We start from the raw sequence: 15,358 nt of genomic DNA on the forward strand, positions 1-15,358 counted from the left end.
CCGACCGAAACGCTAGGAGAGAACCATGAAGCTCGGCGTCTACAACGCGATCCTGCACGACCGCTCCCTGCCCGAGGCGCTCGAGGTCATTGCCGGCCTCGGCCTGACGGGCATCGAGATCAACACCGGCGGCTTCCTGCCCGCCGTGCACGTGCCCACCTTCGACCAGATCCTCGAGAGCGACACGGCCCGGGACGACTACCTCGGCCTCTTCGAGGGCACGGGCGTGGGGATCGCGGGCCTGAACTGCAACGGCAACCCGCTGCACCCCAAGCCCGAGATCGGCCGGAAGCACGCGGAGGACATCCGCCGCTCCATCCGCCTCGCCGAGCGCCTCGGCCAGCACCGCGTGGTGACCATGTCCGGCCTGCCCGGGGGAGAGCCCGGCGCGACCGTGACGAACTGGATCGTCAACGCGTGGAACTCCGCCGCCCTGGACGTCCTCGACTACCAGTGGGGCATTGCCGCCGACTTCTGGCGCGAGACCGACCGGCTCGCCGCGGACCACGGCGTCAAGGTGGCCCTCGAGCTGCACCCGCAGAACATCGTCTTCAACACCGCAGACGTGTACCGGCTGGTGGAGCTCACGGGCGCCACCCACGTGGGCGTGGAACTGGACGCCTCGCACCTGTTCTGGCAGCAGATGGACCCGGTCGCGGTGGTCCGCGAGCTCGGCTCCCTCGTGGTCCACGCCGCGGCGAAGGACGTGCGCGTCAATCCCGAGAACGCGAGGCTCTACGGGGTCCTCGACAACCGCTTCCGCCGGCTCTCTCCGGACGAGCCGCGGACCAACCTCGGCGGCGACGAGTGGGCCAACGAGTGGCCCAAGGACTCCGCGTGGGACTTCGTGGCCCTCGGCCGCGGGCACGACGCCGCCTACTGGGCCGAGTTCCTGTCCGCCCTGCGCGACGTGGACCCGGACATGATGGTCAACATCGAGCACGAGGACGTCTCCCTCGGCCGGATCGAGGGCCTCGAGGTCGCCGCCGGCGTCCTGCTCGAGGCCGCACGGATGATCGGGGAGGACGCCCCGGCCCGGGCGTAGGCCGTGCGCTGTCGCCCCCCGTCCCCTTAAATGGTGGGTTGAGCACGGTCCGCGCCGCCGGCACCGTGCTCAGCCCACCATTTCGACTCCGGTTCCGCCGTTGGCGCCCGACGGCGGGCTGGCGCCGCCCGGTCGACCCGGGCTTGGCCCGGTCGACCCGGGCTTGGCCCGGTGGGAGACTGGCGCCATGACGCTGAACATCACCGGCGACGCCGACGCCGACCGCCTGCTCACCGAGGACCCGCTCGCCCTGCTCATCGGCATGCTCCTGGACCAGCAGGTGCCGATGGAGACCGCGTTCGCGGGCCCACTGAAGATCGCCCGGCGGGCGGGGACGCTGGACGCCGCCGCCCTCGCGCACACGAACCCGGACGAGTTCGCCCAGATGTTCAAGGAGCCGCCCGCGGTGCACCGCTTCCCCGGCTCCATGGCCGCCCGCGTGCAGGCGCTGTGCGCCGCGGTCGAGGACGAGTGGGGCGGCGACGCCGCGGCCCTGTGGACCCAGGGCGACCCGGACGGCGCCGAGGTGCTCCGGCGCCTGAAGAAGCTCCCGGGGTTCGGCGAGCAGAAGGCCAAGATCTTCCTCGCGCTGCTCGGCAAGCAGTACGGCTACGCCGGCGCGGGCTGGCGCGAGGCCTCCGCCCCCTACGGCGAGGACGGCTCGCACCGCAGCGTCGCGGACATCGTCTCTGCCGAGTCGCTGGCCAAGGTCCGTGAGTTCAAGCGCGCGCAGAAGGCCGCGGCGAAGGCGGGAGCGAAGGGCGCGGCCTCTCCGGCGTGATCCCGACGCCGCCGGCTGGACGGATCCTGGACGATCTGGGAGGATCGGGCCCAGCCGGATTCCCGGCAGGACCACGCCCTCGGCAGCAGACCAGGGCATCGAGGACGCGCCGGGCGGCGCCATGAGGGGGAGCAGACGTGATCGCTGCAGTGAGCGGGGTGGCCGTGACGGCCTGCTGCGCACCCCTGCGCCCGTCTGCCCCCGCTGCCTGACCAGGCTTCCCGAACCCTGAGCCCCTCCGCGGTGCCCGGCGCCGCTGCGTGCCGATCGCCGTCCCAGGGCACCTGCAGGCCCCGCCAGGGGCAGACACCGCCACGTCATGCCCCGCGCCGGATGGGCGCGGGCCCGAAGCGATGCCGCAAAGCGAGTGCTGCCATGCAGAAGACCACCCTGAACCAGATCCGTTCCTCCTTCATCAACGCCAGCCGGTCCGAGGCCGCCCGGCTCACCCCGCCGAAGGACTTCGACGAGCTCGACTGGGACGCCCTCGACGTCCTGGGCTGGCGCGATCCGAAGATGCCCCTGCGCGGCTACCTCGTGGTGCCGCAGCCGGACGGCCGGATCGTCTCCGCCCTGCTCCGTGCGCCCGAGGGCGGGGCGCGGAAGAACCGCGCCGTGCTGTGCGACCTGTGCCGCGCCGTGGACACGCCCAACGACGTGCTCCTGTGGGTGGCCCGCCGCGCCGGGGCATCGGGCCGCAACGGCAACACCGTCGGCACGCTCATCTGCGCCGACTTCCAGTGCAGCGCCAACGTGCGCGTCCAGCCGCCGGCGGACCCCATCAACCCGGACCCCGCGCTCGTCGTGGCCAGGCGGATCGAGGGCCTGGGCACGCGGGCCGGGCTCTTCCTCGAGAAGGTGCGCGGCTAGGGGAGGCGCCCCGCGCACGACGCCGGCCACCCGGCGTCGTGCGCGGAGCCTCACCGCCCGCCGGGGGCGCCCGCCTGGGCGTGGCGCGGGCTGTCCGGGTTGAGCAGCGAGTGCCTGCGGGAGTAGCTGAAGTAGATCGCCAGCCCCACCACGAGCCACACCGCGAACCGCACCCAGGTCTCCCACGGCAGGGAGATGATGAGCCAGAGCGAGAACAGGACGCCGATCGCCGGCACCACGGGCATCCACGGGGTGCGGAAGGAGCGGGGGATCTCGGGGCTGCGGTAGCGCAGCACGATCACGGCCAGGCACACCACCACGAAGGCCGAGAGGATGCCGATGTTGGTCAGCTCGGCCACGGTGTTGATGGGCAGGACGCCGGCCAGGATGGCCGAGCCGACGCCGACGATCCACGTGACGCGGGTGGGGACGTGCCGCTTGGGGTCGGTCCGGGCGAACCACTTCGGCAGCAGGCCGTCGCGGCTCATGGAGAACCACACGCGCGTGACGCCGAGCATGAACGTGAGCATCACCGTCAGGATCGAGACGATCGCGCCCACGGCGATCACGTCCGCGACCCCGGGGAGCCCCACGGCGGCGAACGCGCTCGCGAAGCCGGACTTCGGGTCGATCTGGGTGTAGTTCTGCATGCCGGTGAGCACGAGGGTCGCGAGGATGTAGAGCACCATGGCGATCGCGAGCGAGTAGATGATGGCCTTGGGCATGTGCCGGGTGGCGTCGCGGGACTCCTCGGCGGCGGTGCTCATGGCGTCGTAGCCGAAGACGGCGAAGAACACCGTGGCCGCGCCGGTCATCACCCCGCCGAAGCCGAAGGGGAAGTAGGGGTGGTAGTTGGCGCTGTTGATGTGGAACACGCCGAGGACCACGATGACCACGACGAGCAGCACCTTCAGGGCCACGATCAGCAGCTCGAACCGGCCGGTGCTCTGGATGCCGCGGGTGAGGATCCAGGCCGTGAGCAGGCACAGGATGATGGCGAAGACGTCGACCACGTGCCCGGGGCCGGTGCCGGGCGCGCCGAGCATCCATGCGGGCAGGTCGACGCCGAGCTGGCCCACGAGGAAGCCGAAGTACCCGGAGATGCCGATCGCGACGACGGCGACGATGGCCGTGTACTCGAGCAGCAGGTCCCAGCCGATGAACCAGCCCACCACCTCGCCGAGGGCCGCGTAGCCGTAGGTGTAGGCGGAGCCGGCCTTGGGGATCATCCCCGCGAACTCGGCGTAGGAGAGCGCGGCGGCCGCGCTGGCGACGCCGGCGACGAGGAAGGAGATGAGCACGGCCGGCCCGGCCGTCTGGTGCGCGACGGCGCCGGCGAGCGAGAAGATGCCGGCGCCGATGATCCCGCCGACGCCGATCGCGGTCAGCTGCCAGAGTCCGAGGGTCCGGGACAGGTGCCCGATGCCGGGCTCGTCCTCGATCTCACCGATTGGCTTGCGCCGGAGTATGGACTGGTTCTTCCCTGACATCGCAGCATCCTGGTGGTTGGCTCTCGATCCTCGGATGCTCCGCAGGGTACTCCTGTCGCGCGCTCCTGTCGCCGCCGCACCGCGCGATCCGGAGGGCTCACCCGGCCGGTGCGGGGCGGGCCCGGCGGACGACGGCGGGCGGCGGCGCCGTGCTGGTGCGCACCTTCAGCTCCGGGTTGAGGAGGGTGGCCGCGGCGCCGGGACCGGCCCCTCCCGGGGGCCGGCCATGGCCGGCGATCATCTCGGCCAGGAGGGCCGCGGCCACGCGCCCGGCCTCCCTGCTGGCGTTGTCCACGCTCGTGAGCCCGACGGCCCGCAGCCGGGCCGCGGGCGTGTCGTCGTACCCGGCCAGCGAGAGGTCCTCCGGGACGCGCAGGCCGAGCTCCTCCGCGGCGGAGAGCGCGCCGAGGGCCGCCATGTCGTTCACCGCGAAGACCGCGGTGGGCCGGGGCCCGGAGCGCAGAACCCCGAGCGCCGCGAGCCGGCCCGCCTCCTCGGTGCGGCCGGCCGGGACCGTGACCGCGTCGAGCCCGGCGCGGCGCGCCTCCTCCTCGAAGCCGGCCCGACGGGCATCGCCCACCGACGTCCCGGGGTCGGCCAGGTGGGCGATCCTCGTGTGCCCCAGCCCCGTGAGGTGGCGGACCACGCGGCGGGCTCCCTCGGCGTCGTCGTTCGTGACGACGGCGGCGCCGGGCACCTGGGCGCGCGCGGCGCCGACCTGGACCACGGGCAGCGGCCCGAGCGGCGGCAGGAGCTCCTCGGCGCCGTCGAGCGTCCCCACCAGCACGAGGCCCTCGACCCGCAGCTCGAGGCAGCGCTCGGCGAGCGCGGCGCCCTCGAGGCGCCAGTCCCCGAGCAGCGGGCTCAGCCCCGCCGCGTGGAGGCCTTCCGAGAGGCCCTCCACGGCCGGGACGTACCAGGGGTTGCGGAGGTCGTCGAGGATGAGTCCCACGATCCCGCTGCGGGCCGAGCCCATCGCCCGGGCGGCGGCGTTGGGCCGGTAGCCCAGCTCCTCGGCGGCCTCGAGCACGGCCCGGCGCCTGGCCTCGCTCACGTAGCCGGTACCGCGCAGCGCCAGGGAGGCGGCGGACTTCGAGACGCCTGCGCGGGCGGCGACGTCGAGGATCGTCACGGACTTCGCCACGGCACTCCTTCATGTTTGTCAGGACAAATCTTGACCGGCCGCAGGGGGACAGGGATACTCTAGACCTCACTGTTGGAACGTTCCCATACACGAAGGAGTGCCGCATGAAGGCCATCACCCTGGGGCTCGTCGGCGTCGGCCGCATCGGCGCTATGCATGCCCGCACCGTCGCTGCCCTCGCCCCTGCCTTCGCCCGACGCGGGGTCGGGCTCCGCCTGGCACTCACGGACGTCGCCGAGGACCACGCCCGCGCCGTCGCCGGCGAGGTCGGGGCCGACTTCGTCCCCGGGGGCGCCCCGGGCCTCATCGCCCACGGCGTGGACGCCCTCGTCATCGCGACCGGGACCCGGACGCACCCCGAGCTCATCCGCGCCGGGGTGGACGCCGGCATCCCGGTGTTCTGCGAGAAGCCGGTGGCCGGCTCGGTCGCGGACTCCCTGCCCGTCCTCGAGTACATCGCGGCGAGGGGCGGCGTGGTGCAGATCGGCCACCAGCGCCGCTTCGACGCCGGCTACCTCGAGGCCAAGCGCCGCCTGGATGCCGGGGAGATCGGCTGGATCCACTCGCTGCGCGCCGTGACCGGGGACATGGCCCCGCCGTCGGTCGAGTTCCTCGCCACGTCCGGCGGCCTCTTCCGCGACTGCTCGGTCCACGACTTCGACATCCTGCGCTGGCTCACCGGCCGCGAGATCACCGAGGTCTATGCCAAAGGGTCCAACAACGGCGACCCGGCGATCGGCGAGGTCGGGGACGTGGACACGGCGCTCGCCGTCGTCACGTTCGACGACGGCACCGTGGGCACCGTCGCCGCGACCCGCTACAACGCGGCCGGGCACGATGTGCGCCTGGAGATCCAGGGCTCGGAGTCCTCGGTCATGGTGGGCCTGGACGAGAAGACGGCGCTGCGCTCCACCGAGCCCGGCGTGGCGTTCCCCGCGGGGGAGACCCACAGGACCTTCGCCGAGCGGTTCGCCGCCGCCTACCGTGCCGAGCTCGCCGCGTTCGTCGAGCTCGTCCTCGGCGAGCGCGAGAACCCCTGCACGCCCGAGGACGCCGTCGCCGCCTCCCGCGTGGCCGACGCCGCGCAGGAGTCCCTCGAGACCGGCGCCCCCGTGAGGGTGGCGGTCGCCGCGCGCGCCTGAGCGCGCCGCTGTCGGCGAGCACGACGCCGGCGGGCCGCCTCCCGTAAGGCGACCCGCCGGCGTCGTGCTTCCGGTGGTGCTACTTGGACCCGAGGAAGACCGGGTTCGTCAGCGCCGCCATCGGCCCGAGCGGGAGGTCCGGGCCCATCTCGGTGCCGCTGCCCGAGGTGCCGTCCGCCTTCGGGTGGCGGACCTCGACGCGGAGGTAGGCGGCCAGCTGCGGCGTCGTGGTCCACGTGACCGTGCCCTGGCCCGAGGCCGGGAGCGTGACCTGCTGCGTCTGGCCCTCGTCGGTGATGAAGCGGACCACCCCGTTCGGGACCCCGCCGACGTTCGCCGTCACCGTGACCGGGGCGTCCTGGGGCACGTCGAGCCGCTCGCCGATGCCCGCGGTCTTCCCGCCGGACTTCACGGTGAGGTCGAGGGTGATGTCCGCCGACTGCGCGATCCAGGATCGGCCGCTGCGGATGCCCTCCAGGATCGCGTCGTGCGAGAGCGCCGCGGCGTTGACCACGTTGTGCGGCCAGCCGATGACCTGCGGGGAGCTGTGCGCGTCGCTGTTGCCCATGGCCGGCAGCCAGCGGCCGTTGGTCCGCACGGAGTGGACGAGCATGGAGTCCCACGTGCTGATCGACATCTCGTCGTCGTGGGTCCAAGGGCCCGTCCAGACCTCGACCGCGTCGGCGTCGTCGTAGCCGAACTTCCACCGGCACGCGACGTAGGGGCAGTACGGGTGGGCCGGGACCACGAGGCCGCCGCGGGAGTGGATGAGCTGGGCGGCGTCCTCGAAGCCCTTGTCCCGGGCGCGGTAGCGCCAGTCGATCCAGTCCCCGGGCGGGAGGCCGAGCGCGAGGTAGTGGCCGTTGCGGGTGGTGACCTCCTCGCCGGTGAGGATGAGGAGGTCGTTGCCGGCCAGCGGGCCCCACACCCCGTGGGAGGCGGGCGTGTTGTGGTCGGTGGAGATCATGAAGTCGAGGCGGGCGGCCCGGGCGCCGGCGGCCACCTCCTCCGGGGTCCGCTTGCCGTCCGAGTAGACGGTGTGCAGGTGGGCGTCACCGCGGTACCAGCCCGCGCCCCTGCCGGCCACGGCCTGGGCCGGGTACTTCGGCTGGAAGGGGGCGCCGTCCGGGCCGTAGTCGAGGGTGACGGTGACCGAGTAGTCGAGCCCGGCCTCGGCGACCTGGTACGGCCCGAGGGCGATGTTCCAGGTGCCCTTGCCGACCGGTCCGGGCAGGTAGCCAGGCGTGGCCTCGGCGGCGCTGATGAAGAACTCCGTCCGGAAGCCGCCGGACCAGCCGCGGAAGCCCTTGCCCTGGAGGCGGGTGCCCTGCTCGTCGAAGATGCCGATGTCGCACGAGTTGGAGAGCAGTCCCGGGGCCACCGTGGGCTTGCTGTACGTGTAGGAGACGCTGATCCTGTTCACGCCCGCGGGGACCTCCACGGGCAGGTAGACGAAGTCGGCCGCGCCCGGATCCAGGTGGCCGGTGATCGTCTTGGTCTTCTGCGTTCCGCTGTCCGCGGCCGCGAAGCTCATGGGCGCCAGGGTCAGCGCCGCGCCGGTGAGCGCGGCTGCCAGAAAGCCCCGGCGCGAGGGGGAGAGGGGGGCAGGGGTGTCGCCGCTGTGGGCCTTGCAGGGGGAAGTCACCCGCGACATCGTGGTGGCCGATACTTAACGGTAGGCAACGCGGGGAGGGCCGGGGCCTGAACACCGTGGGTGGATAGTCTGGCCCCATGAACGCCACGCCCGCGCTGAGTCCGATGCCCCGGACGCTCGAGGTCGAGTCCCTTGAGCGCTTCGATGCACTCGTGGCCGGCGGTGCGACGGCGATGGCCGGATGGCACGTCCAGTCGGTGGACCTCACACAACGCTCCGGCGCGCTCAAGGCGCTCGATCCCTCGGGGGCGATGTTCCTCGGCTGCCGGCTCGCCGACGGCATGGAGCAGTCGCTGCGCACCCGCGGCGCCCTGGTCTTCCCGATCCTCCCCGGGGTGCCCTTCGATCCCTACCGGCCCACCCTCTACACCGGGCCAGAGCTGTATGCCGGCGTCACCGTCCGGCCCTACGAGCAGACGCCGGACGCCCTCATCTATGCCTGGACCAAGCGGCAGGGGCGCGCCGGGGTCGAGTCCGCGATCTCGGCAGCCCTCCACGACCACCACATCGGCGAGGCGCTCCAGGAGGCCCTCGACGGCGCGTTCGCCGGGCGCCGGATCGTGGGCGTCATGGGCGGCCACGTCGCTCCCCGCGGGAGCCGCACCTACGACGACGCCGCGCGCCTCGGGCGAGGGCTCGCGGCGGCGGGGCTCGTGGTCGCCACCGGGGGAGGGCCGGGGGCGATGGAGGCCGCGAACCTGGGCGCCTACCTCTCGGCCTTCCCGGAGCGCGCGCTCGACGCGGCGCTGCGGCAGATCGCCGTCGTGCCCCTCTTCCGCCCGTCCGTCAGTGCGTGGGCGCGCGCCGCGCTCGGGGTCCTCGGCGGGTTCCCCGGCGGCGCCGAGAACCTCGGGGTGCCCACGTGGTTCTACGGGCACGAGCCGCCCAACATGTTCGCGACCCACATCGCCAAGTACTTCGCCAACTCGGTCCGGGAGGCCGTGCTCCTCGAGAAGTGCACCGGCGGGGTGGTCTTCCTCCCGGGCGCGGCGGGGACGGTGCAGGAGGTGTTCCAGGACGCGTGCGAGAACTACTACGGCGCGGACGGGACCATCACCCCGATGGTGCTCCTCGGGGTGCGGCACTGGACCGAGGAACTGCCGGCGTGGCCGCTGCTGTCGAGGCTGGCCGAGGGGCGGGGCATGGCCGGTCGCGTGCACCTCGTCGACTCGGTGGACGAGGCGGTCGCGGTCCTGAAGTGACCCCGCGTTCAACGAGACCTGACCCCGCGTCCAACGAGACCTGACCCCGCGTCCAGATCAACGGACGCGGGGTCAGGTTTGGGGTGACGCGGGGTCAGGTCTGGGGTGACGCGGGGTCAGGTCTAGGGTGACGCGGGGTCAGTCGAGCTCGCGCCGGGTGCCCTCCGCCGTCGACAGGACGGCGACGAGGGCGACGAGCAGGACAGCGACCCAGAACACCGCGACCGGCCACAGCGCGCCGCCGGCGGCGAGGATCAGGCCCGTGATGATCATCGGCGTGAAGCCGGCGCCGAGCATGGAGGCCGTGTGGTACGCCACCGAGGCGCCCGTGTAGCGGTGCCGGGTGGGGAACTGCTCGGCGACGTACGCGGCGATGGGGCCGTAGAGGACGCCCTGGACGAGGCCGTTGCCGATCACGATCGCGAGCCCGAAGCCCCAGAGCGTGCCGTTGGTCATCAGCAGGACGGTCGGGTACGCCGCGACGATGCCGAGCAGCGCTCCGAAGGCGAGCACGCGGCGTCGTCCGAGCCGGTCGGAGAGGCGCGCCGAGATGAAGCACACCACGAGGGTCAGGACCGCCGCGGCGGCCTTGATGTTGAGCACCCCGTTCTTGTCGGCGCCCGAGGCGACGGCCACCGAGACGCCCCACACGGTCGTCATCGCCTGGCAGACGTAGAAGGCGGTGGTCGCGGCCAGCCCGAGCAGGACGGCGCGCTTGGAGTGGCGGAGCACCTCGACGATCGGCACGCGGCGCTTCTCGCTGGCGGTCTCGAGGCGCTGGAAGGCGGGCGTCTCCGAGACCTTGAGCCGGATCACGAGGCCCACCCCGATCAGGACGGCCGAGAGGAGGAACGGCACCCGCCAGCCCCAGACGAGGAACTGGCTGCCGGAGAGCGCGGCGAAGAGGGAGAGGCCCAGCGTGCCGAGGATCGCGCCGGCCGGGCCGCCGGCGTTGGCGAAGGAGGCCGCGAAGCCCCGGTGGCGCTTCGGCGCGTGCTCGATGGCCATCAGCGCCGCGCCGCCCCACTCGCCGCCCACCGCGACGCCCTGGATGAGGCGGAGCACCACGAGCGTAATGGGCGCGGCCATGCCCACCTGCGCGGTGGGCGGCAGCAGGCCGATGGCGACCGTGCCCGCGCCCATGATCACCATCGACAGGACGAGCACCTTCTTGCGGCCCACGAGGTCGCCGAAGTGGCCGAAGACCAGGCCGCCGAGCGGCCGCGCCACGTAGCCGACCGCGAGCGTCACGAACGAGGCGAACAGCGCGAAGCCGGGCCCGAGGTTCGCGAAGAACACCTTGTCGAAGACGAGGGAGGCGGCGGTCGCGTAGAGCATGAAGTCGTAGTACTCGATGGCGCTGCCGATGAAGGACGAGGCCAGGATGCGGCGCATGTCCTTCGTGTTGAGCGTCCCGATGGGTGCGGCAGCCTGGGAGGCCGTCGTGGTGCTTTCAGTGGTCACGGGGAGTCCTCTTCCGATGATGGGCTGCGGCCGTCAGCGCTGGCGGCCAAAGGGAATGACGTCCAGATCCCTCGGGAGCACGAAGCGGCCCGAGAAGTGCTCGGCCGCCTCGGCCCACACGCGCTCGGGGGCGTGGCCGGGGACGAGGTGGTGCAGGGCGAGCGCGGCGGCGCCCGCGGCCTCGGCGGCCTTGGCCGCCTCGCGCACGCTCGTGTGCGACTTGTAGTGGTGGTCGCGGGCCGCGCGGGAGGCCTCGTCCGTCCGGTCCCCGTAGAGGGACTCGACCCAGTCGAAGTCGATCGCCTCGTGCAGGAGCAGGTCCGTGCCCTGCGCGAGGGTGACGAGGTTGGTGGTGAAGCAGGTGTCGCCGGAGATCGTCACCGAGCCCTCGGCGGTGTCGAAGCGGAACGCGAAGGCCGGGGCGATGGGCGGGTGCTCGACGAGGATCGCGGTGACGGCGACGAGCTCGTCGCGGTAGACCTCGAAGGGGGCCATCTCGGGGGTCGCGTTGGTGTTCGGGTGGTAGCCGATGCCGGCCGGAATCTCGATGTCCTCGGCATGGAACACGTCCAGGGGGCTCGGCTTGAGCGAGTCGAGGATGCGGTCGTTGAGGTCGGTGGCGTGCGCCGCCATGAGCGCCTCGAACATCTCCCGCGTCCCCGGGGTGGGGTTGTGCGGGGCGAGCGGGGCAGGAGGCACGACGGCGCGCGGGGACACCGGGGGCAGCTCGCCGCGGTTGCCGGGGCCGATGATGCGCACGGGGTCCGTGCCCGCCCGGTGCTGGAGGGCGTAGAGGCCGAAGATCCCGATCCCGGCGAGGTCGTAGACGTGGTCGGAGTGCAGGTGCGTGATGAACAGCGCCCGCATCCCGGAGAGGTCCAGCCCCGACTGCGCGAGCCGGCGGCCAGCGCCCTGGCCGGCGTCGACGAGGTAGAACGCGTCCCCGACCACCACGGCGGTGGCGATCCCGGTGCGTTCGCCGGAGTCGGCGGCGGCCCACCAGCGGGGGCCCCCGGCGGTGCCGAGGGTGACGATGCGGGGGGCGAGGCTCGGGGCCATGGGTACTCCTGGGCTCTGGACGGCGGGGTCTGGGTTCCAGTGTGGCCAGCGCCATAGCTTTTGTATAATCAATCAATCCGTACAGAACGATCAGGATTGCTTATGTCTTCGGAATTCACCCTCCGCCAGCTCGAGTACTTCGTCGCGGTGCTCGACGCCGGCTCCGTCACCGAGGCGGCCCGCCGCAGCAGCATCTCCCAGGCGGCCGCGTCCATGGCGATTGGCCAGCTCGAGCGCGCCCTCGGCGTCGACCTGTTCGTCCGGGCGCGGTCCAAGCGGCTCGTGCCCACAGAGGCCGGCACGGCGCTCGGCCTGCGGGCGCGGCGGGTGCTCGACGAGGCCGCCGAGATCCCCGCGAGCGTGCGCTCAGGCTGGGAGGAGCTGAGGGGGCGGGTCCGGCTCGGCTGCATGATCGCGATCAGCCCGCGCCTCATGCCCCGGCTCCTGGCCGAGACGGCGCGCCGGTGGCCGGAGATCGAGGTGGAGTTCGTCGAGGGCGCCGCCGAGGAGCTCCAGCGCGCCGTCGCCGACGGCGAGCTCGACGCCGCGGTGGTGTACTCGCTGCAGGCGGTGCCCGGGGTGGACTTCGTGACCCTCGCCGAGTCGCGGCCGCACTTCCAGCTGGCCGAGGGCCACCCGCTCGCGGGGCGTGCGTCGCTGCGCTTCGCCGACCTCGCAGAGTACGACGCGGTCCTCTTCGACGTCCCCCCGAGCGCCGAACGGGTCCTGGCGATGTTCGAGTCAGCGGGCGTGGCGCCGCGGGTGCGATGGCGCAGCGTGGTGTCCGAGACGATCCGCGCGATCGTCGCGAGCGGGCTGGGCTATTCGGTGACCAACGTCTGGGAGGGCGTCGAGGAGCTGTTCCGCTCGAGCGGCGTGGTGCTCGTGCCCGTCGCGGACCCCACGCCGCACAACGCGGTGGTCGCCGCCGTCCCGCCGGGGCTGCGCCGCCCCCGCCGCGTCGACGCCGTCCTCGGCGCCGCCCGCGAGGTCGCGTCCCCGGGTAGCCGGCGAGGAGAAGACGGTGACCCCGCGTCGGGCGAGAGGTGACCCCGCATCGGGCGAGAGGTGACCCCGCGTCGGGCGAGAGGTGACCCCGCGTCGGGTGAGAGGTGACCCCGCGTCGGGTGAGAGGTGGCCCCGCGTCCAGAAGAAGGACGCGGGGTCAGGTGTGGGGCGACGCGGGGTCAGGTCCCGCGAGGCGCGGGCCGCCGTCGTCCGCCGCTAGCCCATGCCGACGCCGAAGAGGAACCCGAGCACGTACGTGACCGCGGCGGCGCCGAAGCCGATCGCGAGCTGGCGGAGGGCGCGGGTGAGGGGGGAGGCGCCGGCGAGCAGGCCCACGATCGCGCCGGTGCCCAGGAGCGCGAGGCCCACGAGCGCGGCGGCCACGACGAGGGCCGGGATCCCGACCATCCCGAACAGGAACGGCAGGATCGGCACGATCGCGCCGGAGGCGAAGAAGCAGAAGCTCGCGCCCGCGGCGCCCCAGGCGGAGCCGATGGCCTCGTGCTCGTCCTCGGACGTCTCGGCCTCGGGGTGCAGGGACAGGCTCGGGTCGCAGTCGCACGCGTAGTAGCCGAGGCGCTCGGCGGCGCGGTGCTCGGCGGCCTCCTGGCTCATGCCGCGCGCCTTGTAGACGAGCACGAGCTCGTTGGCCGTGAGGTCGAGGTCCGGCGCCGCAGCAAGGGTGACCTGCGTGGGCCGGGAGGCCGAGAGGAGCTCGCGCTGGGACCGGACCGAGATGAACTCGCCCGCGCCCATCGAGAGCGCGCCGGCGAGCAGCCCCGCGACGCCGGAGAGCAGCACCACGTGGCTCGCCACCCCGGACGCGGCCATCCCCGCCACGAGGGAGAGGTTGCTGACGAGGCCGTCGTTGGCGCCGAACACGGCCGCGCGGAACATGCCGGAAAGGCGCGTGCGGCCGCGGACCGCGAGGCCTCGGACCACCTCCTCGTGGATGCGCTCGTCCGCGGCCATCGCGGGCGTGGCGGAGGGATCGGTCGCGTAGGGGGAGCGGCCCTCGGCGCGCTGGGCCATCGCGAGCACGAACACGCTGCCGAAGTGCCGCGCCAGGAAGCCGATCAGCTGGCTGCGCAGGGACGCCGGGCGCGGGCGGCCCACCTTGTCACCGAGCAGGGCCAGCCAGTGCGCCTCGTGCCGGCGCTCGGCCTCGGCCAGGCCCAGGAGGATGTCGCGCTCCTCGCCCGTCCGGCGGCTCGCGAGGGAGCGGTAGATCGCCGCCTCGGCCTTCTCGTCGGCGAGGTACTGGCGCCAGCGGCGGATGTCGGCCGGGGTGGGCTCCCGAGGGTGGCCGGGCTCCTGAGGGGTGGTGGTGTGCATGGGGTTCTCCTGCGGTGGACGGATGCTCGCGGCCCCGTTGCCCCAGACACTGTAGACCTTTTCGGGCACCGATTTCGGCCGGTGTCCCGTCATCCGGGACTTCGGCGCACCGCAATCCTGCGGTGCGCACGACGCCCGGCGGCGGCCCGTGCGGGCGGCGGGCGGCGCCGTCGTGCGCGCCACCGAAGCGCGGAGGTGCCCGGGAGGCAACAGACGTTGCTCTATGCTGGGGATGCAGCCCGCGCCGCCGCCGCGGGACCTGCCGCGCAGGAGAGAGAGCCCATGAAAGCACTGCCCGTCGAGCCGAGCAACGCCCCCGTGGCGATCGGCTCCCGCATCCGCGCCGCCCGGCAGTCCCAGCGCATGACCATCGAGCAGGTGGCCGACGCGACCGGCCTCACCAAGGGCTTCCTCTCGCGCGTGGAGCGCGACCTCACCTCGCCCTCGGTCGCCTCGCTCGTGACGCTGTGCCAGGTCCTCTCGCTCTCGATCGGCGAGCTCTTCGCCCAGCCGGAGACGCACCTCACGCGGGCTGCCGAGGCGCCGCGGATCTCGCTCGGGGGAGAGGGCATCGTCGAGCGGCTGCTCACGGCCCGCTCCGAGCGACGAGTGCAGGTGCTCCAGGCGGACATCGAGCCGCGCGGCGCCGGCGAGTCGGAGCTGTACGCGGTGGACTGCGATGTGGACGTGCTCCATGTGGTGCGCGGGCGGATCGACCTCATCATGGCCAACGAGCGCTACTCCCTCGCCGCGGGGGACACCCTGACGTTCCCCGGCCGCGAGCCGCACACGTGGGTCAACCCGTCGGATGAGCCGGCACGCCTCCTGTGGGTCCTCGTGCCCGCCGCCTCCCGCTGACCCTCCCAGTTTCGGGTACGCATCTCGCGGCCTTTTCCCGGTTTCGGGTACGCACCGCTGCGCGCCCGCGCGGGAGGCGGACGACGCCGCGCGGGCGCCGCACGCCGGCCCGTCGCCGGAGTGGGCGCCCGGGTGGTCTCCTGAAGCGGGCGGCGCGCGGGCGTGCAGCCGGAGGGGCGTCGGGCCGCGTACCCGAAACGGCGGAACGGCCACTGTGAAGTCTCGGGACTGAATGGACACTTCTGTCTCAGGTGAGTGTGGACAGTGTGTCTCACGAGTCCGTGGACACTTCGGGCCTCTGATCGG

13 protein-coding genes are annotated in these 15,358 nt (G+C 73.0%); 7 read left to right on the plus strand and 6 right to left on the minus strand.

Features of this window, described 5'->3' with window-relative positions:
• Positions 1 to 25 precede the first annotated feature (25 nt).
• From ACVWWH_RS19835 to ACVWWH_RS19845, 3 genes are all read left to right on the plus strand, one after another.
• Positions 26 to 1,045, plus strand: coding sequence for a sugar phosphate isomerase/epimerase family protein (locus ACVWWH_RS19835; protein ID WP_457317757.1), 1,020 nt, complete (start codon positions 26 to 28; stop codon positions 1,043 to 1,045).
• 187 nt (positions 1,046 to 1,232) lie between these two features.
• The gene (locus tag ACVWWH_RS19840; RefSeq protein WP_066496417.1) at positions 1,233 to 1,826 is read left to right on the plus strand and encodes an HhH-GPD-type base excision DNA repair protein; all 594 of its coding nucleotides are present in this window, start codon (positions 1,233 to 1,235) and stop codon (positions 1,824 to 1,826) included.
• 375 nt (positions 1,827 to 2,201) lie between these two features.
• The gene (locus ACVWWH_RS19845) at positions 2,202 to 2,696 is read left to right on the plus strand and encodes an FBP domain-containing protein (RefSeq protein WP_457317758.1); all 495 of its coding nucleotides are present in this window, start codon (positions 2,202 to 2,204) and stop codon (positions 2,694 to 2,696) included.
• A 50-nt stretch (positions 2,697 to 2,746) separates the two neighbouring features.
• On the opposite strand, the gene ACVWWH_RS19850 is transcribed toward ACVWWH_RS19845, so the two are convergent.
• On the minus strand, positions 2,747 to 4,186 hold the full coding sequence (locus ACVWWH_RS19850) for an amino acid permease (RefSeq protein WP_457317759.1): 1,440 nt from the start codon (positions 4,184 to 4,186) through the stop codon (positions 2,747 to 2,749).
• 97 nt (positions 4,187 to 4,283) lie between these two features.
• Positions 4,284 to 5,330 (minus strand): LacI family DNA-binding transcriptional regulator, encoded by a 1,047-nt coding sequence (locus ACVWWH_RS19855; protein ID WP_457317760.1) that lies wholly within the window; start codon positions 5,328 to 5,330, stop codon positions 4,284 to 4,286.
• Between the two features lie 104 nt (positions 5,331 to 5,434).
• Here ACVWWH_RS19855 and ACVWWH_RS19860 point away from each other — a divergent pair, with 104 nt between their 5' ends.
• Positions 5,435 to 6,472: a Gfo/Idh/MocA family oxidoreductase gene (locus ACVWWH_RS19860; RefSeq protein ID WP_457317761.1), complete on the plus strand. Its 1,038-nt coding sequence runs from the start codon at positions 5,435 to 5,437 to the stop codon at positions 6,470 to 6,472.
• Between the two features lie 79 nt (positions 6,473 to 6,551).
• On the opposite strand, the gene ACVWWH_RS19865 is transcribed toward ACVWWH_RS19860, so the two are convergent.
• Complete coding sequence (locus ACVWWH_RS19865) at positions 6,552 to 8,117, minus strand: CehA/McbA family metallohydrolase (RefSeq protein ID WP_457317762.1); 1,566 nt, start codon at positions 8,115 to 8,117, stop codon at positions 6,552 to 6,554.
• An 86-nt stretch (positions 8,118 to 8,203) separates the two neighbouring features.
• Between ACVWWH_RS19865 and ACVWWH_RS19870 the strand changes: the two genes are divergently transcribed.
• On the plus strand, positions 8,204 to 9,328 hold the full coding sequence (locus tag ACVWWH_RS19870; protein ID WP_457317763.1) for an LOG family protein: 1,125 nt from the start codon (positions 8,204 to 8,206) through the stop codon (positions 9,326 to 9,328).
• 138 nt (positions 9,329 to 9,466) lie between these two features.
• Here the strand turns inward: ACVWWH_RS19870 and ACVWWH_RS19875 are convergent, their stop codons facing one another.
• Positions 9,467 to 10,792, minus strand: a complete 1,326-nt coding sequence (locus ACVWWH_RS19875) for an MFS transporter (protein WP_457317764.1) — start codon at positions 10,790 to 10,792, stop codon at positions 9,467 to 9,469.
• Between the two features lie 33 nt (positions 10,793 to 10,825).
• Complete coding sequence (locus tag ACVWWH_RS19880) at positions 10,826 to 11,851, minus strand: MBL fold metallo-hydrolase (RefSeq protein WP_457317765.1); 1,026 nt, start codon at positions 11,849 to 11,851, stop codon at positions 10,826 to 10,828.
• Positions 11,852 to 11,953: 102 nt separating this feature from the next.
• Here ACVWWH_RS19880 and ACVWWH_RS19885 point away from each other — a divergent pair, with 102 nt between their 5' ends.
• Positions 11,954 to 12,901, plus strand: coding sequence for a LysR family transcriptional regulator (locus ACVWWH_RS19885; protein WP_457317766.1), 948 nt, complete (start codon positions 11,954 to 11,956; stop codon positions 12,899 to 12,901).
• Positions 12,902 to 13,075: 174 nt separating this feature from the next.
• On the opposite strand, the gene ACVWWH_RS19890 is transcribed toward ACVWWH_RS19885, so the two are convergent.
• A complete protein-coding gene (locus ACVWWH_RS19890; RefSeq protein ID WP_457317767.1) occupies positions 13,076 to 14,194 on the minus strand; it encodes a VIT1/CCC1 transporter family protein in 1,119 nt (372 codons plus the stop codon).
• Positions 14,195 to 14,476: 282 nt separating this feature from the next.
• Here ACVWWH_RS19890 and ACVWWH_RS19895 point away from each other — a divergent pair, with 282 nt between their 5' ends.
• Positions 14,477 to 15,052 (plus strand): cupin domain-containing protein, encoded by a 576-nt coding sequence (locus tag ACVWWH_RS19895; RefSeq protein ID WP_066496452.1) that lies wholly within the window; start codon positions 14,477 to 14,479, stop codon positions 15,050 to 15,052.
• Positions 15,053 to 15,358 lie beyond the last annotated feature (306 nt).

Source organism: Sinomonas sp. RB5 (assembly GCF_054063535.1).

Bases quoted from the DNA above. Each gene is read 5' to 3' on its own strand.
- ACVWWH_RS19835 (WP_457317757.1), top strand. From the start codon at position 26: ATGAAGCTCGGCGTCTACAACGCGATCCTGCACGACCGCTCCCTGCCC.
- ACVWWH_RS19840 (WP_066496417.1), top strand. From the start codon at position 1,233: ATGACGCTGAACATCACCGGCGACGCCGACGCCGACCGCCTGCTCACC.
- ACVWWH_RS19845 (WP_457317758.1), top strand. From the start codon at position 2,202: ATGCAGAAGACCACCCTGAACCAGATCCGTTCCTCCTTCATCAACGCC.
- ACVWWH_RS19850 (WP_457317759.1), bottom strand. From the start codon at position 4,186: ATGTCAGGGAAGAACCAGTCCATACTCCGGCGCAAGCCAATCGGTGAG.
- ACVWWH_RS19860 (WP_457317761.1), top strand. From the start codon at position 5,435: ATGAAGGCCATCACCCTGGGGCTCGTCGGCGTCGGCCGCATCGGCGCT.
- ACVWWH_RS19870 (WP_457317763.1), top strand. From the start codon at position 8,204: ATGAACGCCACGCCCGCGCTGAGTCCGATGCCCCGGACGCTCGAGGTC.
- ACVWWH_RS19880 (WP_457317765.1), bottom strand. From the start codon at position 11,851: ATGGCCCCGAGCCTCGCCCCCCGCATCGTCACCCTCGGCACCGCCGGG.
- ACVWWH_RS19885 (WP_457317766.1), top strand. From the start codon at position 11,954: ATGTCTTCGGAATTCACCCTCCGCCAGCTCGAGTACTTCGTCGCGGTG.
- ACVWWH_RS19890 (WP_457317767.1), bottom strand. From the start codon at position 14,194: ATGCACACCACCACCCCTCAGGAGCCCGGCCACCCTCGGGAGCCCACC.
- ACVWWH_RS19895 (WP_066496452.1), top strand. From the start codon at position 14,477: ATGAAAGCACTGCCCGTCGAGCCGAGCAACGCCCCCGTGGCGATCGGC.